The 22,211-nt window shown below is 75.2% G+C and carries 21 protein-coding genes, 2 tRNA genes, 1 other RNA gene and 1 pseudogene; 17 read left to right on the plus strand and 8 right to left on the minus strand.

The window, feature by feature from the left end:
• Window positions 1–3 precede the first annotated feature (3 nt).
• Window positions 4–915 carry a glycosyltransferase family 9 protein gene (locus HL189_RS04010; protein WP_369132414.1) on the plus strand — a complete coding sequence of 304 codons (912 nt, stop codon included), beginning with the start codon at window positions 4–6 and terminating at the stop codon, window positions 913–915.
• On the opposite strand, the gene HL189_RS04015 is transcribed toward HL189_RS04010, so the two are convergent.
• From HL189_RS04015 to HL189_RS04030, 4 genes are all read right to left on the minus strand, one after another.
• On the minus strand, window positions 912–1,892 hold the full coding sequence (locus tag HL189_RS04015) for a UDP-glucuronic acid decarboxylase family protein (protein WP_369132415.1): 981 nt from the start codon (window positions 1,890–1,892) through the stop codon (window positions 912–914). The two genes, HL189_RS04010 and HL189_RS04015, sit on opposite strands and share 4 nt — an antisense overlap.
• 123 nt (window positions 1,893–2,015) lie before the next feature.
• The gene (locus HL189_RS04020) at window positions 2,016–2,249 is read right to left on the minus strand and encodes a DUF2630 family protein (protein WP_369132416.1); all 234 of its coding nucleotides are present in this window, start codon (window positions 2,247–2,249) and stop codon (window positions 2,016–2,018) included.
• Window positions 2,250–2,304: 55 nt separating this feature from the next.
• The gene (locus HL189_RS04025) at window positions 2,305–3,243 is read right to left on the minus strand and encodes a prephenate dehydrogenase/arogenate dehydrogenase family protein (RefSeq protein ID WP_369132417.1); all 939 of its coding nucleotides are present in this window, start codon (window positions 3,241–3,243) and stop codon (window positions 2,305–2,307) included.
• On the minus strand, window positions 3,240–3,683 hold the full coding sequence (locus tag HL189_RS04030) for a PaaI family thioesterase (RefSeq protein ID WP_369132418.1): 444 nt from the start codon (window positions 3,681–3,683) through the stop codon (window positions 3,240–3,242). The genes HL189_RS04025 and HL189_RS04030 overlap by 4 nt, the downstream gene beginning before the upstream one ends.
• Between HL189_RS04030 and HL189_RS04035 the strand changes: the two genes are divergently transcribed.
• The 4 genes from HL189_RS04035 (at window position 3,682) to HL189_RS04050 (ending at window position 5,474) form a co-directional block, all read left to right on the plus strand.
• Window positions 3,682–4,221, plus strand: coding sequence for a tRNA adenosine deaminase-associated protein (locus HL189_RS04035; RefSeq protein WP_369132419.1), 540 nt, complete (start codon window positions 3,682–3,684; stop codon window positions 4,219–4,221). The two genes, HL189_RS04030 and HL189_RS04035, sit on opposite strands and share 2 nt — an antisense overlap.
• Window positions 4,209–4,850, plus strand: a complete 642-nt coding sequence (locus HL189_RS04040) for an HAD-IA family hydrolase (protein WP_369132420.1) — start codon at window positions 4,209–4,211, stop codon at window positions 4,848–4,850. Before HL189_RS04035 ends, HL189_RS04040 begins: the two co-directional genes overlap by 13 nt.
• A gap of 70 nt (window positions 4,851–4,920) precedes the next feature.
• Window positions 4,921–5,379 (plus strand): nucleoside deaminase, encoded by a 459-nt coding sequence (locus HL189_RS04045; RefSeq protein ID WP_369132421.1) that lies wholly within the window; start codon window positions 4,921–4,923, stop codon window positions 5,377–5,379.
• 10 nt (window positions 5,380–5,389) lie between these two features.
• Window positions 5,390–5,474, plus strand: a tRNA-Ser gene (locus HL189_RS04050).
• Window positions 5,475–5,519: 45 nt separating this feature from the next.
• Here HL189_RS04050 and HL189_RS04055 read toward each other — a convergent pair.
• Window positions 5,520–7,145 (minus strand): protein kinase, encoded by a 1,626-nt coding sequence (locus tag HL189_RS04055; protein WP_369132422.1) that lies wholly within the window; start codon window positions 7,143–7,145, stop codon window positions 5,520–5,522.
• Window positions 7,146–7,180: 35 nt separating this feature from the next.
• Window positions 7,181–7,528, minus strand: coding sequence for a hypothetical protein (locus tag HL189_RS04060; RefSeq protein WP_369132423.1), 348 nt, complete (start codon window positions 7,526–7,528; stop codon window positions 7,181–7,183).
• Between the two features lie 137 nt (window positions 7,529–7,665).
• On the opposite strand from HL189_RS04060, the gene HL189_RS04065 reads away from it, so the two are divergent.
• Window positions 7,666–7,750 (plus strand) — tRNA-Ser (locus HL189_RS04065).
• 66 nt (window positions 7,751–7,816) lie between these two features.
• Here HL189_RS04065 and HL189_RS04070 read toward each other — a convergent pair.
• A pseudogene (locus HL189_RS04070) lies at window positions 7,817–8,644 on the minus strand (DMT family transporter); the annotation flags it as partial.
• Window positions 8,645–8,858: 214 nt separating this feature from the next.
• Between HL189_RS04070 and ffs the strand changes: the two are divergent.
• The 4 genes from ffs to recR all read left to right on the plus strand — a co-directional run bounded on the left by ffs (window position 8,859) and on the right by recR (window position 12,351).
• An RNA gene (gene ffs, locus HL189_RS04075) (signal recognition particle sRNA small type) lies at window positions 8,859–8,954 on the plus strand.
• A gap of 81 nt (window positions 8,955–9,035) precedes the next feature.
• On the plus strand, window positions 9,036–11,315 hold the full coding sequence (locus tag HL189_RS04080; protein WP_369132424.1) for a DNA polymerase III subunit gamma and tau: 2,280 nt from the start codon (window positions 9,036–9,038) through the stop codon (window positions 11,313–11,315).
• A gap of 60 nt (window positions 11,316–11,375) precedes the next feature.
• Window positions 11,376–11,714: a YbaB/EbfC family nucleoid-associated protein gene (locus HL189_RS04085; protein WP_369132425.1), complete on the plus strand. Its 339-nt coding sequence runs from the start codon at window positions 11,376–11,378 to the stop codon at window positions 11,712–11,714.
• A 40-nt stretch (window positions 11,715–11,754) separates the two neighbouring features.
• Entirely contained in the window at window positions 11,755–12,351 is a 597-nt protein-coding gene (gene recR, locus HL189_RS04090; protein ID WP_369132426.1) for a recombination mediator RecR, read from the plus strand.
• 84 nt (window positions 12,352–12,435) lie between these two features.
• On the opposite strand, the gene HL189_RS04095 is transcribed toward recR, so the two are convergent.
• Window positions 12,436–12,795, minus strand: a complete 360-nt coding sequence (locus tag HL189_RS04095; protein ID WP_369132427.1) for a Rieske (2Fe-2S) protein — start codon at window positions 12,793–12,795, stop codon at window positions 12,436–12,438.
• 161 nt (window positions 12,796–12,956) lie between these two features.
• On the opposite strand from HL189_RS04095, the gene HL189_RS04100 reads away from it, so the two are divergent.
• The 7 genes from HL189_RS04100 (at window position 12,957) to HL189_RS04130 (ending at window position 22,190) form a co-directional block, all read left to right on the plus strand.
• Complete coding sequence (locus HL189_RS04100; RefSeq protein WP_369132428.1) at window positions 12,957–13,715, plus strand: VOC family protein; 759 nt, start codon at window positions 12,957–12,959, stop codon at window positions 13,713–13,715.
• Window positions 13,716–13,875: 160 nt separating this feature from the next.
• The gene (locus HL189_RS04105) at window positions 13,876–14,325 is read left to right on the plus strand and encodes a hypothetical protein (protein ID WP_369132429.1); all 450 of its coding nucleotides are present in this window, start codon (window positions 13,876–13,878) and stop codon (window positions 14,323–14,325) included.
• 18 nt (window positions 14,326–14,343) lie between these two features.
• Complete coding sequence (locus HL189_RS04110; protein ID WP_369132430.1) at window positions 14,344–16,410, plus strand: TPM domain-containing protein; 2,067 nt, start codon at window positions 14,344–14,346, stop codon at window positions 16,408–16,410.
• A gap of 174 nt (window positions 16,411–16,584) precedes the next feature.
• Window positions 16,585–18,240 carry an ABC transporter substrate-binding protein gene (locus HL189_RS04115; RefSeq protein ID WP_369132431.1) on the plus strand — a complete coding sequence of 552 codons (1,656 nt, stop codon included), beginning with the start codon at window positions 16,585–16,587 and terminating at the stop codon, window positions 18,238–18,240.
• Window positions 18,241–18,347: 107 nt separating this feature from the next.
• Window positions 18,348–19,448: an ABC transporter permease gene (locus tag HL189_RS04120; RefSeq protein WP_369132432.1), complete on the plus strand. Its 1,101-nt coding sequence runs from the start codon at window positions 18,348–18,350 to the stop codon at window positions 19,446–19,448.
• A gap of 1 nt (window position 19,449) precedes the next feature.
• Entirely contained in the window at window positions 19,450–20,505 is a 1,056-nt protein-coding gene (locus HL189_RS04125) for an ABC transporter permease (protein ID WP_369132433.1), read from the plus strand.
• Window positions 20,502–22,190 carry a dipeptide ABC transporter ATP-binding protein gene (locus HL189_RS04130; protein WP_369132434.1) on the plus strand — a complete coding sequence of 563 codons (1,689 nt, stop codon included), beginning with the start codon at window positions 20,502–20,504 and terminating at the stop codon, window positions 22,188–22,190. The genes HL189_RS04125 and HL189_RS04130 overlap by 4 nt, the downstream gene beginning before the upstream one ends.
• The last annotated feature ends 21 nt before the right edge of the window (window positions 22,191–22,211 follow it).

Consider the following 22,211-nt stretch of genomic DNA (forward strand, 5'->3'; position numbering starts at 1 on the left):
GTCGTGCTGCGGCCGCTGGGGCTGGGGGACCTGCTCACCGGGGTGCCGGCGATCCGCGCGATCCGGACGGCGGTGCCCGGGCACCGGCTGGTGCTGGCCACCACCCGGGCGCTGGCGCCGCTCGCCGGGCTGATCGACGCCGTCGACGAGGTGCTGCCGGCGGTCGAGCTCGAGCCGCTGGACTGGCCCGGGCCGCCACCGGAGCTCGCCGTCGACCTGCACGGCAAGGGCCCGGCCTCGCACGTCGTCGTCGCCGGGCTGCACCCCCGGCGGCTGCTCACCTTCGACAGCCCCGGCTACCCGGGACCCACCTGGTACCCCGACGAGCACGAAGTCCGCCGCTGGTGCCGGCTGGTGAGCGAGGGCCTGGGCGTCGACTGCGACCCCGACGCCCTCGACCTGCGGGTGCCGGACGTGGAGCCGCCGGTGCGGGACGTCGCGGTGGTCCACCCGGGGGCCGCCTTCCCCGGCCGCCGCTGGCCGGCCGAGCGCTTCGCGGCAGTGGCCCGCCACCTGACCGCCGCGGGGGAGCGGGTCGTGGTCACCGGCGGACCGGCCGAGCGGGACCTCGCCCGGCAGGTCGCCGAGCTGGCCGGGCTGGAGGAGGAGGCGGTGCTGGCCGGGACGACGACGTCCCTCGAGCTCGCCGCCGTCGTCGCCGCTGCCCGGGTGGTGGTCTGCGGCGACACGGGGGTGGCGCACCTGGCGACCGCCTACCGACGTCCGTCGGTGGTGCTCTTCGGCCCGGTGTCCCCGGCGCTGTGGGGCCCGCCGCCGCGCGCGCAGCACGTCGTGCTGTGGCACGGCGACGGCACCGGTGACCCGTGGGGCACCGAGCTGGACCCCGCGCTCGCGCGGGTCGCCGTCGACGAGGTGGTCGACGCCCTGGCCGGCCTCCTCGTCCGGGTGCCCTAACCCGCGCGGGCGGCGAGCGACTCGCGCTGCGCGGCGAACCACTCGACCGTGCGGCGCAGCCCCTCCGTCGAGGGCACCGCCGGACGCCAGCCCAGCCGCTGCTCGGCGAGCGAGGTGTCGGGCCGCCGCACCTTCGGGTCGTCCACCGGCAGGTCGATGAAGCTGATCTCGGAGTCCGAGCCGGTCAGCTCGAGGATGCGGTGCGCCAGCTCCAGCACCGACAGCTCGTCGGGGTTCCCGATGTTCATCGGCCCGGTCTCGGTGGAGGACGCCAGGGCCAGGATGCCGCGCACGGTGTCGTCGACGTAGCAGATCGAGCGGGTCTGGGAGCCGTCGCCGGCGACCGTGAGCGGGCGGCCGCACAGCGCCTGCCCGACGAAGGCCGGGATCGCGCGACCGTCGTCCGGGCGCATCCGGGGGCCGTAGGTGTTGAAGATCCGGACGATGGCCGTGTCGGTGTCCTGCGACGTCCGGTAGGCGGTGGCCAGCGCCTCGCTGAACCGCTTGGCCTCGTCGTACACGCCGCGTGGGCCGACCGGGTTGACGTTGCCCCAGTAGTCCTCCCGCTGCGGGTGCTGCAGGGGGTCGCCGTACACCTCGGAGGTGGAGGCGAGCACGTACCGGGCGTTCTTCTCCTTGGCCAGGCCGAGCGTGTGCAGGGTGCCCAGGCTGCCGACCTTGAGCGTCTCGATCGGCATCCTGAGGTAGTCCAGCGGGCTGGCCGGGGACGCGAAGTGCAGCACCAGGTCGACCGGGCCGGGGACGTGCACGTAGTCGGTGACGTCGCAGCGGATCAGCCGGAACCCGGGGTGCTCCACCAGGTGCAGGACGTTGCCCGGGGAGCCGGTCAGGAAGTTGTCCAGGCAGACCACCTCGACGCCCCGGTCGAGCAGCTGTTCGCACAGGTGGGAGCCGAGGAAACCGGCACCCCCGGTCACCACTGCCCGGCGGATCTCCCGTGCGCCCCGCACCACCATCGGCCTGCTCCTCGTCGCGTCCCCGTCCGCGGGCGGCACCCCCGGATCAGCGGAGCCCCTACCCGGAGGCCAGGGGGCAACACTTCGGGCCCGAAGTTGTGCGGGCGGTGCGGGCCCGGCCGGCTACTGGAGGTAGTTCTCCACCTGCGGCTCGGGGCGCGGCTGGGCCTCGTCCGGGTCCTCGCCGTACTGCCGCTTGGCGTCCCGCTGGCGGATCAGGTCCCAGAGCTGGTCGCGGTCCTCCTCGATCTGCCGCAGGCGGGCGCGCTGCTCCTCGGTGTGCTCGCCGCTGTCGCGCAGCCGGTGCTCCTCCTCCACCAGCTCCTCGATGCGGCCGCGGATCTCCTTGTCGTCCATCAGCTCCCTCTCCCGTCGGGTCGTCGGGTCGTGCCTTGCCCCGAGCCCGCCGTCCTCACGCCTGGTGTCCGGAGGAGCCGGGCACCCAGCCCTCCACGAAGGCCGCCAGGCGCCGGGTGACCGCACCTCCGGCGCGGCCCAGCGCCAGCAGTGCCGGCCGGTCCAGCGGCACCCGGACCGGCCGCCGGTCCGCCGGGTCGCCCAGCGCCGTCCGCGCCGCGTGCCCCGCCGCGACGAGCTCGGCGACCGGCCGGTCGAGCTGGGCGCGCACCCGGTCCAGCGCCGCGGCGGCAGGCCCGGCGTTGCCCTCGACCAGCGCTGTCACGAACGCGGGGTCGCTGCCGATCACCCGGGTGCCGTCCCGGAAACTGCCGGCGGCCAGCGCGAGGGCGAGCGGCCCCGCCCGCTCCGCGGCGGCGGCCAGTGCGGCGGCGAGCAGGTGGGGGACGGCGCTGATCGCGGCGACGGCGTCGTCGTGCTCGGCGGCGGTCACCGGCACGACCTCGGCGCCCACGGCGAGCGCGACCTCGGCGACCCGCAGCCAGCGCCGCAGGTCGGTGCCCGGCTCCAGGCACAGCGCCCAGCGGGCTCCGGTGAAGAGGGACGGGTCGGTGGCCGCGTGGCCGGACCGTTCCGTCCCGCACATGGGGTGACCGCCGACGTACCGGTCGCCGAACCGCGGGCCGAGGGCGGCCAGCACCGGCACCTTGATCGAGCCGACGTCGGTGACCGTGGCGTCCGGGGCGACGGTGAGGTCGTCCAGCGCCCGGTCCAGCACCGGCAGCGGGACGGCGAGGACGACGACGCCCCCCACCTCCGAGGTGATCTGGACCCCGCGTGCGGCGGCGGCGTCCCGGGCCGCGGGATCGACGTCCCAGCCACTGATCTCCCGGCCGGCCGCGGCGAGCGCGGCGGCGAGCGAGCCGCCGAGCTGGCCGAGCCCGACCACGGACACCGGCGGCGCGGGCATGGTCGGCACCGGGAACGCGGTCACGCCCCCACCTGCCAGGGGGTGCCGAGCCGGAAGACGCGGGCCAGCGCGGTCGCCACCCGCCGCCCGTCCTGGGCCGTCGCCTCGATCCGGTAGACCGCCGTCCGGCCGGTGCGGTGCAGTTCGACGCCCTCGGCGACCAGCCGGTCACCGGGCCGCCCGGGGGTCAGGAACTCGGTGTGCACGTCCTGGGCCACCGCCACGGTGCCGTGGCTGTTGCTGACCGCGGCGTGCACGACGTCCAGCAGTGCCATCGTGGCGCCGCCGTGCGCGGTGCCGACGGCGTTGAGCAGCTGCGGTCCGACGGTCATCGCCGCGCGGGCGTAGCCGGGCCGCACCTCCTCCAGCGCGATGCCCAGGTGCGCGGCCAGCGGGTCGGCGGCGAGAGCGGCGAACAGCCCGGGTGGAACGGCGGCGCTGTCCTGCGCGGGGGCGTCGGCCATGATCAGAGGCTATGACGCCCCCGCCGGCTCCCCGCGCCGCATGACCGCGCTGCTGCCGAGCTTCGCCGTCCGCGTCGGCCGCGCCGACGGGCGGTGGCGTTGCGAGCTGCTGGCCGCCGACGCCTCCGACGAGCTGCCGGTGCTCGAACGGGCGCTGGGGGAGCCGGGCGCCGCCGAGTGGCCGGGGCCGTTCGTCGTCGTGGTCGACAGCCGGCTGTACTTCGTCGTGCTGCGGCACGGCCCCGGCGGCATGGTGAGGGCGCTCATCTCCGACGCGACGTTCCAGGAGTGGCTGCTCGCCGCCGAGGTGGTCGAGCGCTACGGCATCGCGGTGGACGAGGCCTCGTTCGACGAGGACGAGGAAGGCTGGCCCGGGGGAGACCTCGACGTCCTCGCCGACGCCGGGCTGCCGGCCGAGGAGCTGGCCCGGCTGGTCGGCGCGGACGACCTGTGGGCCGACGAGATGGTGCTGCAGATCGCCGAGCGGATCGGGTTCGGCGAGGAGCTGCGGGCGGTGGTGGCCGCGTGCGCACGGTGACCGCCGTCGTGTTCGACCTCGGCGGGGTGTTCACCGAGACCCCGATGGCCGCCTACGCCGCGTACGAGGCCGAGGCCGGGCTCCCCGACGGGTTGATCCGCCGGCTGCAGACCACCCACCCGGACACCAACGCGTGGGCCCGCCTCGAGCGCGGTGAGCTGGACGTCGCCGGCTTCCGGGCCGCGTACGAGGCGGAGGCGCGGGCCGCCGGCCACACGGTCGACGCCGACCGGGTGCTCGCCACCCTGGGCGGGGAGCTGCGGCCGGGGATGGTCGCGGCGGCCCGGCGGTTGCGCGAGGCCGGGCTGCCGCTGGGCATGCTGTCCAACAACGTCGCGCCGATGGACCGGGCCGGTCCGCTGGGGGAGCTGCTGGGGCTGTTCGACGCCGTGGTGGAGTCCTCGGTGGAGGGCCTGCGCAAGCCGGAGCCGGAGATCTACGCGCGCGCCGTGCAGCGGCTGTCCGCGGCGGTGTGCCGGCCGCTCGCCGCGGCCGAGTGCGTGTACCTGGACGACAAGCGGATCAACCTCGAGCCCGCCCGCGCGCTGGGGATGCGGACGATCGAGGTCGGCGATCCGGACGCCGCCCTCATCGAGCTCGAGGTCCTGACGGGGGTGGAGCTGCGGTGACCTGTGCCTCGGACGCTTGTGCTCTGAGTCGCCGGGCGACTCAGAGCACAACGATCCACCAGGTGGTCCGGTGACCGACGACGAGGCGATGCTGCGGGCGCTGGAGCTCGCGGCCGCGGCGCAGGAGTGGGGCGACACGCCGATCGGCGCCGTCGTCCTCGGGCCGGACGGCGCCGCGCTGGCCGAGGCCGCCAACGAGCGGGAGAAGCGGGGCGACCCGACCGCGCACGCCGAGGTGCTGGCCCTGCGCGAGGCCGCCCGGCGGCACGGCGACGGCTGGCGGCTGACCGGCGCCACGCTGGTGGTCACCCTCGAGCCCTGCACGATGTGCGCCGGGGCCAGCGTGCTCGCCCGGGTCGCGCGGGTGGTCTACGGGGCCGACGACCCGAAGGCCGGCGCCGCGGGGTCGCTGTGGGACGTCGTCCGCGACCGCCGGCTCAACCACCGGCCCGAGGTCGTGGCGGGGGTGCGCGCGGCGGAGTCCGGCGCGCTGCTACGCGCCTTCTTCCGCTCCATGCGCGGCCTGTAGTCTCGTCGGCGGTGGCGTGTCCGAGCGGCCGAAGGAGCACGCCTCGAAAGCGTGTGAGGTGCAAGCCTCCGTGGGTTCAAATCCCACCGCCACCGCAGATCGACGGCGGCGTCCCGACTCCGGGGCGCCGCCGTCGTCGTTCACACGGCCAGGTCGTAGTCGATCAGCAGCCGGCCGTCGTCGTCCCGGACCAGCGTGATCTCGTGCTGCTCGGCGCTGACACCGCCGGCCTCGTCCTCGAACGTGACCGGCGCGGTGGCCACCAGGGAGCCGTCCCGCGCCTGCACCGCACCGAGGTCCACCGACTCGAAGCGGTTCCAGAAGGCGATGTAGTCACCGCGGCTGCCGACCTGCGCGCGCAACCGCGGCCCGGTCCGCTCCCAGGCCGCCTCGGGGTCGTCCGGGAGGAGCGCGTAGTAGCTCGTGATCGCCTCCTGCACCTCCGCGGCCGTGTCCGGGGCCGGCGCGGGCGGTGGTGGCGGCTCGGTGGTGGTCGGCGGCGCCGACGGCGAGGTCGTCTCCTCGGTCGTCGAGGGCGCCGCCGTGCTGGACGGCGCCGCGGTGGACGGCCCCGGCGTGCTCGGTGCGGAGCTGGACTGGGCGGTGGGCGTGCCCCCGTCCGAGGGCTCCCGGTTCACCCACAGGACCCCTGCGGTGACCAGACCGGCCAGCAGCACGAGGGTGAGCACGGCGGCCAGCACCCCACGCCGGCGGGCCGGCGCGCCCGGGCTGCGTGGGACCGCCGGGCGGGGCGGCTCGGCCGTCGGGGCAGACCCGGCGGGGGCCTCGGGGGAGAGCGACCCGACGGCGGTCGGCGGACCACCGGCGGGCGTGGTGGTGGGGGGCGGCGCGTCACCGGAGACGGACCGGAGGTCGGTGACGGTCGGTGGCAGGGCGGTGCGCGCGTTGAGCACCTCGGTGACGTCCCCGTCCCGGCCGGCGGCCAGCCGCGCCAGCTGGTCCCGGGCCTCGGGCATCGTCGGGCGCTTCGCCGGGTCGGAGTTGAGCATCCTCATCAGCGGCCGGGTGAGGACGCCGGCGTTCCGCGGCCGCTGGAAGTCGCCCCCGGCGACCCGGTAGAGCATCTCCAGCGGGTTCTCGCTCATGCCGAACGGCGGTGAGCCCTCGAGGCAGGCGTACAGCGTGGCGCCGAGGGAGAAGACGTCGCTGGCCGCGTCCGGGTCCTGGCCGCGCGCCACCTCGGGGGCGAGGAAGGCCGGCGTCCCCTTGACCACGCCGGTCTGGGTCAGCGAGACGTCGCCGGTTGCCCGGCTGATGCCGAAGTCGGTGATCTTCACCAGGCCCTGGCTGCGCGGCCCCTCGCCGATGAGGATGTTGCCCGGCTTCACGTCCCGGTGGACGACGCCGGCCGCGTGGACGGCGACCAGCGCGTCGGCCACCTGGGCGCCGATCTGCGCCACCTGGGGGACCGGCAGGGTGCCCCCCTCCTGCAGCACCGTGGCCAGGCTGCGGGAGGGCAGGTACTCCATGACCAGCCACGGGGTGCCGGCGTCGTCGACCATGTCGAACACCGAGACGGCGTGCGGATGGCTGAGCCGGGCGGCGATCCGCCCCTCGCGCATCGCCGCCTCGCGGTGCCCCGCGGTCACCTCCGCGTCGCTGCCCGCCGGGATGAGGACCTGCTTCACCGCGACGTCGCGGCCCAGCAGCTCGTCGCGGGCCAGCCACACCGCACCCATCGCCCCTCCGCCCAGGCGGGAGCGCAGCAGGTAGCGGTCGGCCACCCGGTCGCCAGGCACCGTCACCGGCGTCGTCCCCTCTGCACCGGCGCGCCGCTGGGTCAGGCGTTGACGGGCGCCCCGAACCGGCGCGCGTACTCGGCCTGGGCCCCCTCGGGCAGCGCGTCGTACAGCTCGCCCAGCTCGGGGATGGAGCTGTCCGGCAGCTCGTCGAACAGCTGCGCCCAGCTCGGCGGGTCCTCGTGCCCGCGGGTGAGCAGGAGCTCCCATGCGCGGCTCTGCCGGTCCCGCTGCGCGCGGTCCGCGACCATGGCCGACAGGTACGCGTCCTTCGCGGCGTCCTTCTCCGCGCGCGTGGCGTCGGCGGGGAGGTTGCTCGGGTCGGTCTCGCGCAGCGCCGCGACGATCGCCGCGACGACCTCGGGGCGCACCTGTTCGGGCTCGCTCATGTCCGTCCTCCCGGTCGCTGGGTCTCTTCGGCGGTCGCCGTCCCCGGTCACTCAACCACCACCGCGACGTCCGGGCCGGGCGAGGCCCGGGGGCGCGGCTGACTCGTGCGGGTCTGCCCGGTAGACTGCCCCGCACTGGAGGATTCGCCTAGTGGCCTATGGCGCTCGCTTGGAAAGCGGGTTGGGTGCAAGCCCTCGGGAGTTCGAATCTCCCATCCTCCGCAGGTAGAGCGCCGTCACGGCGCCGAGCATCAGGGCCCCCCCGGCCAGCGCGGCCGGGGAGAGCCGCTCGCCCAGCAGCACGGTGGCCAGGGCGGTGGCCGTGAGCGGCTCGAGCAGCGTCACGATCGAGGCCACCGCGGCCGGCACCACCCGCACCCCGGCGAAGAACAGCCCGTAGGCCAGCGCGCTGGGCACCGTCCCCAGGTAGAGCAGCAGCGCCAGGCTCAGCGGGTCGCCGGTCAGGTCCAGCCCCGCCACCAGCGCCACCCCGGTCAGCAGCACCGCGCCGATCACGAACCCGGCGGTCGTCGTCGGCACGCCGTCCGGCACGCCGGAGGAGGCGATCACCACCCCCGCGTAGGCGATCGCGCAGCCGGCCGCCGACAGCGCCCCCAGCAGGACGGCGTCACCGGCGTCCCCGCCCGCGGAGACGCCGACCAGCAGCACCAGCCCGGCCAGCGCCACGCCCAGCGCGGCGGTGGTGGCGCGGTCCGGCCGCCCGTGGCCGAGGACGGTGGTGCCCACGGCCACCAGCAGAGGAGCCAGGCCGAGGGCGACGAGTGTCGCGATGCTCACCCCGGCGGCGGGGACGGCGGCGAAGTAGGCGCACTGGTAGGTGGCCAGCCCGGCGCCCACCAGCAGCAGCCGGCCGCGGGCCGCGCGGGGGAGCAGCACCGCGGCCGCGGCGCGGCGGCGGACCGCCAGGTGGGCGGCGAGCAGCACGGCTGCGCCGACGGCCATGCGGTGCCAGGCGATGTCGAGGGGGTCCAGGCCGGTGCGCCGCGCGACGACGTCGGCACAGACGCCGGACGTGCCCCAGCACAGCGCGGCGAGGACGACGAGGATGAAGCCACGGGCGGACGTGGTGGGCGTGGGGGTCGTGCGGGTGGACATGACGCTCCTGGGTGGTTCCGGAAGAGGGGACGCGGTCCGGAACACGGCGCAGGAGCCCCCGCCGGTCGGCGGGAGGCGGTCAGCCCGGCGGTGCTCCGGTCAGGAGCGCGGCGGGGGCAGGACGAGGAGGCACCCGGTCATGGCGGAGGAGCCTAGCGAGGCCGTCCGCGGACGGCACCCGACTTCCCGGCTGCCGGCGTCCTCTACAGTGGAGGCCGACCCCTCGTACGGCGTCATCCTGTGAACCTCCCCAGGGCCGGAAGGCAGCAAGGATAAGCGGGCTCTGGCGGGTGTGCGGGGGGTCCCTCATCCTCCCCCCGGCCTCGTCCCGAGGCTCGCCGCGCGCCTCCGCGCGGGACGGGGGCCGAGCCCGGTTGAGTAACCTCGCTGCGTGGCTCTGGCGCTCTACCGGAAGTACCGCCCGGCGACCTTCGCCCAGGTGGTCGGGCAGGAGCACGTCACCGCCCCGCTGATGAACGCGGTCGACAGCGGGCGGATCAACCACGCCTACCTGTTCAGCGGCCCGCGGGGCTGCGGCAAGACGTCCTCGGCGCGGATCCTGGCCCGCTCGCTGAACTGCGAGCAGGGCCCGACGTCGACCCCCTGCGGGGTCTGCGGGTCCTGCGTCTCGCTCGCCCCCGACGGGCCCGGTTCGATCGACGTCATGGAGATCGACGCGGCCAGCCACGGTGGTGTCGACGACGCCCGCGACCTGCGCGAGAAGGCGTTCTTCGCGCCGGTGCACAGCCGCTACAAGGTCTACATCGTCGACGAGGCGCACATGGTCACCACGCAGGGCTTCAACGCCCTGCTCAAGGTGGTCGAGGAGCCGCCGGAGTTCCTGGTCTTCGTCTTCGCGACGACGGAGCCGGAGAAGGTGCTGCCGACCATCCGGTCGCGCACCCACCACTACCCGTTCCGGCTGGTGCCCCCGAGCACGCTGCGCGGGCTGCTGGAGAAGACCTGCGCCGCCGAGGGCGTGCAGGTCGAGCCGACCGTGTTCCCGCTGGTCGTGCGGGCCGGCGGCGGCTCGGTGCGGGACTCGCTGTCCATCCTCGACCAGTTGCTGGCCGGCGCCGGGTCCGCGGGCGTCACCTACGCCGATGCGGTGGGCCTGCTGGGCGTCACCGACGACGCGCTGCTCGACGAGACGGTCGACGCGCTCGCCGCCTCCGACGCCCCCGGGGTGTTCCAGGCGGTCGACCGGGTGGTCGAGGCCGGGCACGACCCGCGGCGCTTCGCCACCGACCTGCTCGACCGGCTGCGCGACCTGATCGTGCTCAACGCCGTGCCGGAGGCGGGCGGCAACGGGCTGCTCGACTGCCCGCCGGACCGGCTGGACCTGATGACCCGCCAAGCCTCCGCGCTGGGCGCGGCCACGCTGTCCCGGCTGGCCGACACCGTGCACGAGGGCCTCACCGAGATGCGCGGGACGACGGCGCCGCGGCTGCTGCTGGAGCTCGTCTGCGCGCGGATGCTGCTGCCCGCGGTGGACGGCTCGGCGGCGGCGACGCTGCAGCGCCTCGAGCGGCTCGAGCGCCGGATGTCGATCGCCGGCGAGCACGCCGGCCGGCCGGAGCCCGCGCCGGTGGCCGCGCCGGTCCGGGAGCCGGTGCGCGAGCCGGCCACCGCGGTGGCCCCCGCGGTGGCTGCCGAACCCGCTGCGCCGGCGCCGTCCGGCTCGCGCGGGGCGTACGTGCGGCCCTCGCAGCGCGGCCAGACCCCAGCCACGGCCCCGGCGGCCGGGCCGGCTCCGGCGCCCGCCCCGGCGGCTGCTCCGGCACCCCAGCAGGAGGGCCGGCCCACCGGACCCGGGACGCCGGCGTCGCCTCCGGCACCCGAGGGTGACGACGGCTGGCCGGTCACCGTGCGCCCGGGCTCGGGCCCGCCCGCCCGCCCGGTCGCTCCGGCCGAGCCCGCCCGCCCGGCCCCCGCCGCGGCGGGCGCGGCGGCCGCTGAGCCCGCGCCCGCCCCCGAGCAGCGCCGTCCCCGGGTGGCCGCCGACGAGCCGGACATCCCCCTGCCGCCCGAGCCGAGCGACGAGGAGGAGGACTGGCCGCAGCCCGCCCGGCCCTCCGCGCCCGCCAGTGCCCCCGCACCCCGGTCGGCGCCGGCCGCGCCTCGGGCCGCGGCGGAGAGCGCGCCGCAGCCGCGGGGCGGGGAACCCACGCCGGTCGTCTCGGCCACCCCCGAGCCGGCCGCGGGCGACGGGCAGCTGACCACGGCCGACGTCCGGCGGATCTGGCCGGAGCTGATGAAGGTGGTGCGCGGGCACAAGCGCACCACCGAGGCGCTGCTCAAGAGCGCGCAGGTGCACGACGTCACCAACGGCGTGCTCACCCTGGCGGCCACGTCCCCGGCGCTGGCCAAGATGCTGGGTGACGACCTGAACAAGGACGTCGTCCGCCAGTCGCTGGAGGAGCTCCTCGGCGTCCGGTGGAAGGTGCAGGTCGTCGTCGACCAGCCCGGCCAGCCGGCCGCCGGCCCGACCGTCACGCCGGAGGCGGCGCGGGCGGCGGTCGAGAAGGCCGAGCGGGCCGAGGCGGCCGAGCTGCTCGCCGAGCGCGACGCCGCGCCCGGCGCCGAGGACGCCGCGCCCGTGGTGGACGCCGAGCAGGCGGCCCTGGCGCTGCTGCGCGCGCAGCTGGGCGCCCGCCCGATCGACAGCTGACCCACGCCCGGCACGTCGCGTCCCGGGCAGGGCGTCGTCCCGAGCGCCTACTCTCGGTACATGCCCGGACCCGGACGCCAGCCCGACATGCAGCAGCTGATGAAGCAGGCCCAGAAGATGCAGCAGCAGCTCGCCGCCGCGCAGGAGGAGCTGGCCTCGGCGGAGGTCACCGGCACCGCCGGTGGCGGGCTGGTCAGCGCCACGATGACCGGCAGCGGTGAGATCACCGCGCTGACCATCGCGCCCGCCGCGGTCGACCCCGACGACGTCGAGACCCTGCAGGACCTCGTCATCGCCGCCATCCGGGACGCCCAGCGCGGTGTCAACGACCTCGCCTCCCGCACCATGGGCCCGCTCGCCGGCGGCCTCGGTGGCGGGCTGGGCCTGCCCGGCCTCTGACCACGCGGGGCCCCGTGCCCCGCCCAGCCGTAGGAGCACCGTGTACGAGGGCGCTGTCCAGGACCTCATCGACGAGCTCGGGCGACTGCCCGGCGTCGGTCCCAAGAGCGCGCAGCGCATCGCCTTCCACCTGCTGGCCGCCGAGTCGGCCGACGTGGGCCGGCTGGTCGCCGCGCTCCAGCGGGTGCAGGCGGAGGTCCGCTTCTGCGTGACCTGCTTCAACGTCGCCGAGGGCGAGCAGTGCCGCATCTGCCGTGACCCGCGGCGGGCCACCGACGTCATCTGCGTCGTCGAGGAGCCCAAGGACGTCGTCGCGATCGAGCGGACCCGGGAGTTCCGCGGCCGGTACCACGTGCTCGGTGGGGCGATCAGCCCCATCGAGGGCATCGGCCCCGACGACCTGCGGGTCAAGGAGCTCATGACCCGGCTGATGGACGGCACGGTCACCGAGCTGATCATCGCCACCGACCCCAACCTGGAGGGCGAGGCGACCGCCGCCTACCTGGCGCGGCTCGTCGGCCCGCTGGGGATGGCGGTCTCCCGGCTGGCCAGCGGGCTGCCGGTGGGTGGTGACCTGGAGTACGCCGACGAGGTCACCCTCGGCCGGGCGTTCGAGGGCCGCCGCCGCATCGCCTGAGGACCTCCCTACCCCCAACCGCTCGCACGCTCGCGGTCGGGCCCCTGCAGGGAGGCCGCTCCGGCCGGGACCAGGGAGCTCGTCTCACTCCTCCACGACGACGTCGTCGCCGCGGCGCAGGGCGCGGCGGACGCGCAGCCGGACCACCTGGCCGAACAGCTTGACCAGGCCGGAGTAGCCCGGAGCCGGGCCGTGGTAGCCGAGGAAGCCGCGCGGCCCGGACACCATCTCGCCGGTGTGCAGGTCGTAGCGGCTCTGGTGCCAGGGGCAGACCAGGCAGTTCTCCGCGTCGACGCTGCCCTGGGCGAGGTCGGCGAGCTGGTGGCGGCAGCGACGGGAGACCGCGACCAGCCGGCCGTCGGCGTTGGCCACCGCCCAGGGCCCGGCAGGCCGGACGGCGCCCGGTGGCAGGTCGCTGGCGCGGACACGATCGGGCTCGGGCACGGGCTGCTCCTGGGTGGGGAGTGCGGTCGGTGCACGGTGGCCTACCCAGCGGCACGGCGTGCAGACGTCGTGTCGCCCGGCGGCCGGAACCGTCGGTGGCCGGTGGCACGGTCGCTCCCTCGGCCGTCCGGCCGAGTGCACATCCTCGACGAGGAGGACACATGCCCACCCGAGACACCGCCTGGCCGGCCGGCACCCCCTGCTGGGTCGACCTGGGTGTGCCCGACATCGAGGCGGCACGCCACTTCTACAGCTCGTTGCTCGGCTGGACGTACGAGGGCGGCGACCCCGAGTACGGCGGTTACCTGATGGCGCTGTCCGGCGGCCGGAAGGCGGCCGGGCTCGGGCCGCAGATGGACCCGGACGACCCGCCCCGCTGGACCACGTACTTCGCCACGGACGACGCCGACGCCACCGCCGCCCGGATCACCGGAGCCGGGGGGTCGGTGATCACGCCACCGATGGACGTCGGGCCGATGGGCCGGATGGCGATCGCCGCCGATCCGCAGGGCAACCCGTTCGGCCTCTGGCAGGCCGGCCTCACCACCGGCGTGGAGATCTACAACGAGCCGGGATCGCTGGTCTGGAACGAGGCCGCCGTCGACGACCAGGCCGCAGCCCGCGAGTTCTACTCCGCGGTCTTCGGGTTCAGCTGGGAGGAGATCCCCGACGCCGAGGGCTACTCCGTGTTCGCCACCGAGGACCGCCCCCTGGGTGGCCTCGGCGGGCTGTCCCCGGGTCTGCCGCGCGGCTGGGGGGCCTGCTTCTCCGTGGCGAGCACCGACGAGGCGGTCCGGACCGTCGAGACCGGCGGCGGCAAGGTGCTGATGGCCGCCGAGGACACGCCCTTCGGCCGGTTCGCCGTGGTCGCCGACCCGTGGGGCGCGTCGTTCTCGGTGATGCAGCCGCAGGACGGCTGAGCCCCGGCCTGACATCCGGCCCGCCGGCTGCTGACATCCGGCACCTGTCGCCGGTGACCGGCCGGGGACAGGCTCGGTGCACCCGCCGGGCGGACGGGGTCTCCACGGCCCGGCTCCTGCACCTGGCCGGTCCGCGGCCCCGCCGGAGGGAGTGGTCGCCGTGCGCGGCACCGTCCTGTCCCTGCACGTCCTGCTCGGCACGGCCGGCCTGCTCCTCGGGCCGGCCTGGCTGGTGGCCCGCCGGCGCGGCCTGCCGGCGCGCGGCCTGGCGGGCGCCTACCAGGCAGCGGTCGGGTCGGTCGCGCTCTCCGCCGGCTTCCTCGCCGTCACCGGACCGGGGCTGACGTGGCTGGTCCCGGTCGCGGTGGCGACCGAGGCGCTGGCGGTCACCGGTGCGCTGGCCCGCCGGCGGAGCTGGTCCGGATGGCGGAGCTGGCAGCCGCACCTGCTCGGCGGCTCGTACATCGCCCTGGTGACCGGGGTGCTGATCGCCGAGACGGGCAACCCGGTCTTCTGGCTGATCCCGGCCCTGGTCGGGCAGGTGCCGATCGCGGTCGCCAAGCGGCGGCTGCACGCCGTGGCAGCACCGACCGCCCCGGCTCCGGCCTGATCGGCGACGATGGGCGGCATGTCCCGCCTCGTCCGGTCGTCCGCCGTCCTGTCCGCGTTCGCCGTGCCGCTGCTCCTCACCGGCACGGCCGCCGCCGACGAGCCCTTCGCGCTCACCGGGCCGGTCACCGACACGGCCGGGGCCCTGGACGACGAGAGCAGCCACGAGCAGCAGATCGAGGAGCTGCAGGCCGAGGGGGACGTCCAGCTGTTCGTCGTCTTCGTCGACAGCTTCGACGGGACCGACGGCACCACGTGGGCCCAGGAGACGGCCGAGCTGTCCGGGCTCGGTGGCAACGACCTGCTGTTCGCCGTGGCGATCGAGGACCGGGCCTACGGCTGGGACCCCGGCGCCGCCGTCGGTCCCACCGACGACGAGATCGCCGACGTGATCAGCTCCCAGGTGGAACCCGAGCTCGCCGCGGGGGATTGGGACGCCTCGGTGGTCGCCCTCGCCGACGGGCTGGGCGGGAACCCCGCCGGCGGTGCCGGGAACGGCTCCGAGGGCGGTGGCGCGGCGCTCGGGGTGCTCGCGACCATCGCGCTGGTCGGCGGCGGCGGGTACGCACTCGTCCGCAGTCGGAAGCGCCGCAAGCAGGCCGCGGAGCAGCAGGTCGCCGCGGCCCGGGCGGCGGACCCCTTCCCCGACGAGACCACCGAGCAGCTCACCTTCCGCACCAGCCAGGCGCTGCTCGACCTCGACGAGGCCAGCCGCACCAGCCAGCTCGAGCTGGACTTCGCCCGTGCGCAGTACGGCGAGGAGCAGGTCGCCGGGTTCGCCGAGGCGCTGGCCCAGTCCCAGGCCGAGCTGCACCAGGCCTTCACCCTCCGCCAGCAGCTGGACGACGAGATCCCCGAGGACGAGGCCACCCAACGTCGGATGCTCGCCGAGGCGCTGCGGCTCACCGAGTCCGCCGACGCCCGGCTCGACGCTCAGGCGGCGGCGTTCGACGAGCTCCGCGACCTCGAGCGCACCGCGCCCCAGGCGCTGGACCGGCTGGCCCCGGAGGTGGACGCGCTGCAGGCCCGGGTGCCGGAGGAGGAGCGGCGGCTGGCGGCGCTGCGCGAGCGCTGGGCGGACTCCGCGCTCGCGCCGGTGGCCGACAACGTCGAGCAGGCCCGGGCGCGGCTCGCGGCCGCCGAGCAGGAGATCGCGGACGCGCGGTCCGACGTGCAGGCAGGGCAGGCCGGTAAGGCGGTCGGCTCGCTGCGCGTCGCCGAGGACGCCGTCGCCCAGAGCCGCACCCTGCTGGACGCCATCGGCCGGCTGGCCGCCGAGCTGGACGGCGCCGCGCAGCGCATCGACGCCGTCCGGGCGGAGACCGACCAGGACCTCGCCGAGGCCCGGTCGCTGCTCGGCCAGGCCGCCGGTGACACCGCCGGACTGGCCCCGCTCGTCGCCCGCGCCGAGGCGGCGCTGGCCGCCACCGCCGAGCCGGCGGCCGACCAGCGCCCCGACCCCCTCGCCGCGCTCCGCCGGCTGGAGGAGGCCGACGCCGCGCTGGACACCGCCCTGGCCGGCGCGCGCGACGCCCAGACCCGCGCCCGCCGGGCCGCCGCCGCGCTGGACCAGACCCTGCTCACCGCCCGGGCGGCCATCGATGCCGCGGGCGACTTCATCGGCACCCGGCGGGGCGCCGTCGGCCCGGAGGCGCGCACCCGGCTCGCCGAGGCGCAGCGCCGGCTGGACGCCGCCGTCGCCACCGGCCCGGCCGAGCCGGAGGCCGCGCTGCGTGAGGCGCAGACGGCGGTCACCCTCGCCCAGCAGGCCCTGGACCTGGCCCGGGAGGACGTCGACCGCTGGTCCGGCGGTGCCGGCTGGGGCCCCGGCCCGGTCCCGCCCGGCTACGGGGGCGGCTACGGCGGCCGGCCGGGCGTCGACCTCGGCAGCCTGGTGCTCGGCGGGATCCTGCTCGGCGGGCCGCGCGGGTCGGTGGGCCGGGGCGGCTTCGGCGGAGGGAGCTACGGCGGCGGGGGCTTCGGTGGTGGGAGCTTCGGTGGTGGCGGCGGAGGCCGGCGGGGCGGCGGCGGCAGCTTCGGCGGGTCCGGCAGCCGCGGCCGACGTGGCGGCGGCGGGCGGTTCTGACCCGGCGCGGGGGAGTTCGGCCACCCACCGATCACAAGTCAGTCACGGTCACCGCCCGGGTTCTCACCTGGTGGGAACCCTGGTGTTAGCTGTCGATCACCCAATGGCCACAGGCGGCTGCTGCGACGGGGCCCTGTGCGCCCGCCTGCCGCCTGTACGAGAACGAGGTGGCGGATGAACTCCGGGTCCAGGAACGGCCGGCGACTGCTGGCCGCGACGGCCGGCATCACGGCGACGGCGCTGGCGCTGTCGGCGTGCGGTGGTGGCAGCGACGAGGGCGGCTCCGGCGGCGGCGGGGAGAGCGGGGGCGGTGGCGGCTCGCTCGTCATCGGCACCAGCGACAAGGTCACCACGATCGACCCGGCCGGTTCGTACGACAACGGCTCCTTCGCCGTGATGAACCAGGTCTACCCGTTCCTGATGAACACCCCGCTGGGCAGCCCGGACGTCGAGCCGGACATCGCCGAGTCGGCCGAGTTCACCTCGCCCACGCAGTACACGGTCACCCTGAAGCCCGGATTGACCTTCGCCAACGGCAACGAGCTGACCGCGTCGGACGTCAAGTTCTCCTTCGACCGCATGGTCGCGATCAACGACGAGAACGGCCCGGCCTCGCTGCTGTACAACCTGGCCAGCGTCGACGCCCCGGACGACACCACCGTGGTGTTCAACCTGACGTCGCCCGACGACCAGGTCTTCCCGCAGATCCTCTCCAGCCCGGCCGGCCCGATCGTGGACGAGGACGTCTTCGCCGCGGACGCCCTGACGCCGGACCAGGAGATCGTCGACGGCCAGGCGTTCGCCGGCCCGTACACGATCACCAGCTACGACCTGAACAACCTGGTCAGCTACGAGGCCAACCCCGACTACCAGGGGCTGCTGGGCGCGCCGAAGACCGCCGAGGTCAACGTCCGGTACTACGCCGAGGCCTCGAACCTGAAGCTGGACGTGCAGGAGGGCAACATCGACGTCGCCTTCCGGAGCCTCACCGCCACCGACGTCGAGGACCTGCGCGGCAACGACCAGGTCAAGGTCGTCGACGGCCCCGGCGGCGAGATCCGCTACATCGTCTTCAACTTCAACACCCAGCCGTTCGGCGGCACCACGCCCGAGGCCGACCCGGTCAAGGCGCAGGCCGTCCGGCAGGCCGTCGCGGACCTGATCGACCGGCAGGAGCTGGCCGACCAGGTCTACAAGGGCACCTTCACCCCGCTGTACTCCTTCGTCCCCGAGGGCCTGACCGGAGCGATCTCGCCGCTGCAGGAGAAGTACGGCGACGGGAACGGCGGGCCCGACGCCGACAAGGCCGCCCAGCGGCTGCAGGCCGCCGGCGTGCAGACCCCGGTGGAGCTGAACCTGCAGTACTCCAACGACCACTACGGCCCGTCGTCGGGTGACGAGTACGCGCTGATCAAGGACCAGCTGGAGTCCACCGGGCTGTTCGCGGTCAACCTGCAGACGACGGAGTGGACCCAGTACTCCGAGCAGCGCACCGCCGACGTCTACCCGGCCTACCAGCTCGGCTGGTTCCCGGACTACTCCGACGCCGACAACTACCTGACGCCGTTCTTCCTCAGGGAGAACTTCCTCGGCAACCACTACAGCAACCAGCAGGTGAACGACCTGATCCTGCAGCAGGCGACCACTGCCGACCCCGCCGCGCGCCAGGCCCTGATCGAGCAGATCCAGGAGCTCGTCGCCGACGACCTGTCGACGGTGCCCTACCTGCAGGGCGCCCAGGTCGCCGTCACCGGGACCGACGTCACCGGGGCCGAGGACACCCTCGACCCGTCGTTCAAGTTCCGCTACGGGGCCCTCGCCAAGGGCTGACGGCACCACTCGCACACGGCCCCGGGTGACCTGCGCGCAGCGGGTCACCCGGGGCTCCGCACGTCCCGGCCTGCCCCCGGCGGGCCACCGGTGATGGACTGGGAGAGATGACCACCACGACCACGGAGCTCACCGCGAGCTCCACCGAGCCGGCGGGCCTGGGTACGCCGGCCCGGCGACGCCGCGGCGGCGGGCTGGGCAGCTACCTCCTGGTCCGCTTCCTGCTGATCTTCCCGACGATCTTCATCCTGGTGACGACCGTCTTCTTCCTGATGCGGGCCACCGGTGACCCGATCACCGCGGCGCTCGGCGGCCGGCTGCCCGCCGACCAGCTGCAGGAACGCATCCGCGAGGCCGGCTACGACCGGCCGCTGCTCAGCCAGTACCTGGACTACCTCGGCGGCGTCGTGCGGGGGGACTTCGGGACGACGCTCAGCGACCGGCGCCCGGTCACCGAGGTGCTCACCACCTTCGGCACCGCGACCCTGGAGCTGACGGTCTACGCGCTGGTCGTGGCGTTCCTGATCGGCATCCCGCTCGGCCAGCTCGCCGCCTACCTGCGCGACCGGCTGCCCGACGCCGCGCTGCGGGTCTTCGCGATCCTCTGCTACGCCACCCCGGTCTTCTTCGCCGGACTGCTGCTCAAGCTGGTGTTCGCCGTGCAGCTGGACTGGCTGCCGGTCGCCGGCCGGGCGTCCACCCGGTCGGAGATCGAGCTCCAGCAGCTGGACAGCTCGACGGGCATCTACCTGATCGATGCCCTCCGCACCGGCAACGGCGAGGTGGTGAGCGACGTCCTGCAGCACGCCGTCCTCCCGTCCATCGCGCTCGGGCTGCTCACCGCCGGGGTCTTCCTGCGGCTGGTGCGCACCAACGTGATCGGCACCCTCGGCAGCGGCTACGTCGAGGCGGCCCGCTCCCGCGGGGTGGGGGAGTACCGCCTGCTGCGCAAGCACGCCTACCGGCCGGCGCTGATCCCGATCATCACGGTCATCGGCATGCAGATCGCCATGCTGCTCGTCGGCGCGGTGCTCACCGAGACGACCTTCGAGTGGAAGGGGCTGGGCTTCCAGCTGTCGGAGTACCTGCAGGCCCGTGACTTCGTGGCCGTGCAGGGGATCGTGGCGCTGCTGGCCGTGATCGTCGCCGTCACCAACTTCATCGTCGACGTCATCGCGGCGCTGATCGACCCCCGGGTGAGGTACTGACATGGCGACCGCCACCACCGCGGCGCCCGCCGCGCGCCGGCGCACCTGGCGCCAGCTGCCGGTCGTGCAGCAGCTGCGGCAGAGCGTCGGCCTGCAGCGCGGCATGCTCGTCGCCGGCCTCGTGCTCACCGGCGTCTTCGTGCTCACCGCTGTCTTCGCGCCGCTGCTCGCGCCCTACGAGTACGGCCAGCTGCGGGACGCCGAGGGGCCGTTCGGCGCCCAGCTGCCCCCGTCGGGGGACCACCTGCTCGGGACGACGGTCGGCGGCTACGACGTGCTGTCCCGGGTCATCTGGGGCTCCCGGACGGCGCTGTACGTGATCGTGGTCGCCGTCGCGCTGTCGATCGTGGCCGGGGTGCTGCTCGGGCTGGTCTCCGGCTACTTCGGTGGCTGGCTGGACCGGGTCCTGGTGGTCGTGGCCGACGCCGTCTACGCCTTCCCGACGCTGCTGCTGGCCATCATCGTCGCGATCGTGATCAGCGGTGGGCAGTCCAGCCTGTGGGGCGGCATCCTCGCCGCGGCGATCTCCATCACCGTCGTGTTCATCCCGCAGTACTTCCGGGTGATCCGGGCGGAGACGGTGCGGATCAAGTCCGAGGCCTTCGTCGAGTCGGCGCGGGTGATCGGCGCCAGCAACCGGCGGATCATGCTCCGGCACGTGCTGCGCAACGCCACTCGCACGCTGCCGCTGATCCTGACGCTCAACGCGTCGGAGGCGATCCTCACCCTGGCCGGGCTGGGCTTCCTCGGCTTCGGCATCGAGCCGACCTCGGGGGCGGAGTGGGGCTTCGACCTCAACCGGTCCATCGCCGACGTCAGCAGCGGCATCTGGTGGACCTCGCTGTTCCCCGGCCTGGGCATCGTGCTCGTCGTGCTCGGGCTGACCCTGGTCGGCGAGAGCCTCAACGACCTCGCCGACCCGCGGCTGCGCACCCGCCGCCGGGTGTCGGCGCAGGGCGCCCCGGTCGGGATGGCGGAGGTGGCCGTGGTGCCCGGCGGCACGCTCAACGCCCCGGGCGGGGTCGACGACCTGGAGAGCGGCGGAGGAGCCCGATGAGGAACGTCGTCGAGATCGAGGACCTGCGCGTCACCTTCGCCACCGACGCCGGTCCGGTGACGGCGGTCAAGGGCGTGGACCTGCAGGTCGGCGCCGGCGAGGTGCTCGCCGTGGTCGGGGAGAGCGGCAGCGGCAAGACCGTCACCGCGCGCACCATCCTCGGCCTGCTGCCCGAGACCGCGGCCATCCGCGGCGCCGTCGTCCTCACCAGCAAGGACGGCACGCAGGCGCGGGACGTCGTCCCGCTGACCGGGGCGCAGCTGCGGGAGGTCCGCGGCCAGGACGCCGCGATGGTCTTCCAGGAGCCCTCGACCGTGCTCAACCCGGTCTACCCGGTGGGCTGGCAGATCGCCGAGGGGCTGCGCGCGCACGGCAAGCTCAGCAAGAAGGAGGCCCGGGCCAAGGCCATCGACGTGCTCCGCCGGGTCGGCATCCCGGAGCCGGAGACCCGCGTCGACCACTACCCGCACCAGTTCTCCGGCGGGCAGAAGCAGCGCATCGTCATCGCCCAGGCGCTGGTGCTCGACCCCGGCGTGATCATCGCCGACGAGCCGACCACCGCCCTCGACGTCACGGTGCAGGCGGAGATCCTCGACCTGCTGCGCCGGTGCCGGGACGACTTCAGCGCCGCCATCGTGCTGATCACCCACAACATGGGCGTGGTCGCCGACCTGGCCGACCGGGTCGCGGTCATGTACCAGGGCGAGGTCGTCGAGCAGGCCGACGTCCGGACGCTGTTCAGCGCCCCGCGGGAGCCCTACACCCAGCAGCTGCTGGCCGCCGTCCCCAAGCTGGGCAGTGGTCTGGAGCGCGCCCGCGAGCGGGCCGCGCGGCGGGAGCCCGGCTGGGCCGCCTCGGCCCCGGCCGTCACCGCGCGGGACCTGCGCATCGTCTATCCCGGCCGGCTGCGCCAGCCGGACTTCGTGGCCGTCGACGGGGTCAGCTTCGACATCCGCCCCGGCGAGGTCCTGGGGCTGGTGGGCGAGTCGGGCAGCGGCAAGACGACGATCGGGCGGGCCATCGCGGGGCTGACCAAGGTCAGCGGCGGCTCGTTGCAGGTGCTGGACACCGAGATGGTCGGGATGAAGGAGAAGGCCTTCCGCCCGGTGCGCGAGCGGATCGGGTTCGTGTTCCAGGACCCGGCGTCCAGCTTCAACCCGCTGCTCACCATCGCCGAGGCGGTCGCCGAGCCGCTGGTGGTGCACAAGCGGGCCCGGGACCCGCGCGCGGCGCGCGCCCGGGTCGACGAGCTGCTCGAGGCGGTCCAGCTGCCCAGGTCGTTCGGCGACAGGTACCCGCACGAGCTCTCCGGCGGCCAGCGGCAGCGGGCCAGCCTCGCCCGTGGCCTGGCGCTGGACCCGGAGCTGCTCATCGCCGACGAGCCGACCTCCGCGCTCGACGTGTCGGTGCAGGCCCGGGTGCTGGAGCTGTTCGCCGAGCTGCAGCGGGAAAAGGGCTTCGCGGCGCTGTTCATCAGCCACGACCTGGCCGTCGTCGACCTGCTCGCCGACCGGATCGCGGTGCTCTACCGCGGGAAGCTGGTCGAGGAGGGCACCGGCGCCGAGGTGCTCGGCGCGCCGCAGCACCCGTACACGCAGCGGCTGCTGGCCTCCCTGCCGGTCCCCGACCCGGACGAGCAGGCCGCCCGCCGCGCCCGCTGGCAGGCCCTGCGCGCCGACGCCTGACCCGCGTCCCGCCGGGGTCGG

It is taken from the genome of Modestobacter sp. I12A-02662 (genome assembly GCF_041028325.1).
GTDB lineage: Bacteria > Actinomycetota > Actinomycetes > Mycobacteriales > Geodermatophilaceae > Modestobacter.

What these genes read in the sequence shown, in the direction of transcription:
- HL189_RS04100 (WP_369132428.1), top strand. Translation starts at nt 12,957, where the DNA reads ATGCCCACCCGAGACACCGCCTGGCCGGCCGGCACCCCCTGCTGGGTC.
- HL189_RS04120 (WP_369132432.1), top strand. Translation starts at nt 18,348, where the DNA reads ATGACCACCACGACCACGGAGCTCACCGCGAGCTCCACCGAGCCGGCG.
- HL189_RS04030 (WP_369132418.1), bottom strand. Translation starts at nt 3,683, where the DNA reads ATGGCCGACGCCCCCGCGCAGGACAGCGCCGCCGTTCCACCCGGGCTG.
- HL189_RS04110 (WP_369132430.1), top strand. Translation starts at nt 14,344, where the DNA reads ATGTCCCGCCTCGTCCGGTCGTCCGCCGTCCTGTCCGCGTTCGCCGTG.
- HL189_RS04125 (WP_369132433.1), top strand. Translation starts at nt 19,450, where the DNA reads ATGGCGACCGCCACCACCGCGGCGCCCGCCGCGCGCCGGCGCACCTGG.
- HL189_RS04020 (WP_369132416.1), bottom strand. Translation starts at nt 2,249, where the DNA reads ATGGACGACAAGGAGATCCGCGGCCGCATCGAGGAGCTGGTGGAGGAG.
- HL189_RS04085 (WP_369132425.1), top strand. Translation starts at nt 11,376, where the DNA reads ATGCCCGGACCCGGACGCCAGCCCGACATGCAGCAGCTGATGAAGCAG.
- HL189_RS04115 (WP_369132431.1), top strand. Translation starts at nt 16,585, where the DNA reads ATGAACTCCGGGTCCAGGAACGGCCGGCGACTGCTGGCCGCGACGGCC.
- HL189_RS04060 (WP_369132423.1), bottom strand. Translation starts at nt 7,528, where the DNA reads ATGAGCGAGCCCGAACAGGTGCGCCCCGAGGTCGTCGCGGCGATCGTC.
- HL189_RS04015 (WP_369132415.1), bottom strand. Translation starts at nt 1,892, where the DNA reads ATGGTGGTGCGGGGCGCACGGGAGATCCGCCGGGCAGTGGTGACCGGG.
- HL189_RS04130 (WP_369132434.1), top strand. Translation starts at nt 20,502, where the DNA reads ATGAGGAACGTCGTCGAGATCGAGGACCTGCGCGTCACCTTCGCCACC.
- HL189_RS04035 (WP_369132419.1), top strand. Translation starts at nt 3,682, where the DNA reads ATGATCAGAGGCTATGACGCCCCCGCCGGCTCCCCGCGCCGCATGACC.